The 842-nt window shown below is 52.0% G+C and carries 1 protein-coding gene; it reads right to left on the minus strand.

The genetic code is table 11. The annotated features are described in order from the left end of the window. On the minus strand, nucleotides 1-842 hold an 842-nt coding region (locus tag BN1143_RS22310), incomplete at both ends, for a hypothetical protein (RefSeq protein ID WP_156141283.1).

An 842-nucleotide genomic window follows, 5' to 3' on the forward strand; every position in this document is an offset into this window, starting at 1 on the left:
CCGCTGGGCAACTGGAAGTCCGGCAAGGGCACCCCGTTGTCGGGACCGACCGGTTTTAACTGCTGGGCCAGGTATTGGGCATTCCCCTGTACACCGGGAACGGCCCCCGTACCCTGAGCCTGTGGCAAAGAAAGGGAAGGGCGTTGGGTGGTGCTGCTGACCGGCCCGGCGTGGGCCTTTATGGTGACGTTGTCAATCATCCCGGCTACAGTGCCGGTCAGATTGCCGTCTGCGGAGATAAGGGCGTTGACGCTACCAGTCTTAGTCTGCTCTTGATGTGTACCGGTTAACTTGTAGTAGAGCTCTATATCACGCAAGCGCCAGGATTCGGGCTCCCCACCAGAAGTGGTGACATAACCAAAACTGTTAAGATGCTGGTACTCATAATCTGCATACTCAATGTGACTGCCAAGGGCATATGACTTGTTTAGGATCGTGCTTGCCTGCACATTTATATCCCTTCCCGCACTAATCGTGCCTGCATCATTGATGAGTGCGCCAGCCTGAATAGTGAGGTTACCACCAGAAAGAATTGTACTAGCGTTACTGCTTTCTCTTACCTCCTGTGTCTGCTTAGAAAGCTGAAGCTTGAAGTTTTTCTCAGATGAGAAACGTACAACAGCATACCAATCATGACTGTTACTTGGGCGAAACCCAGCATAGGTCCACCCAAGCTGATGTTCTGGCAGGCGTTCGTCCCCCGACTTTAAATACAAGTCCAGCGGCAATGGCTGACTTGATAATTCTTGGGTGGTCACAACATCAAAAACAGCACGCTTGTTGATAACATCCTGAGCGGATAACCACAGATCGCCACTCCCCGCATCAATCGTTCCAGATGC

The organism is Aeromonas dhakensis, assembly GCF_000820305.1.
GTDB lineage: Bacteria > Pseudomonadota > Gammaproteobacteria > Enterobacterales > Aeromonadaceae > Aeromonas > Aeromonas dhakensis.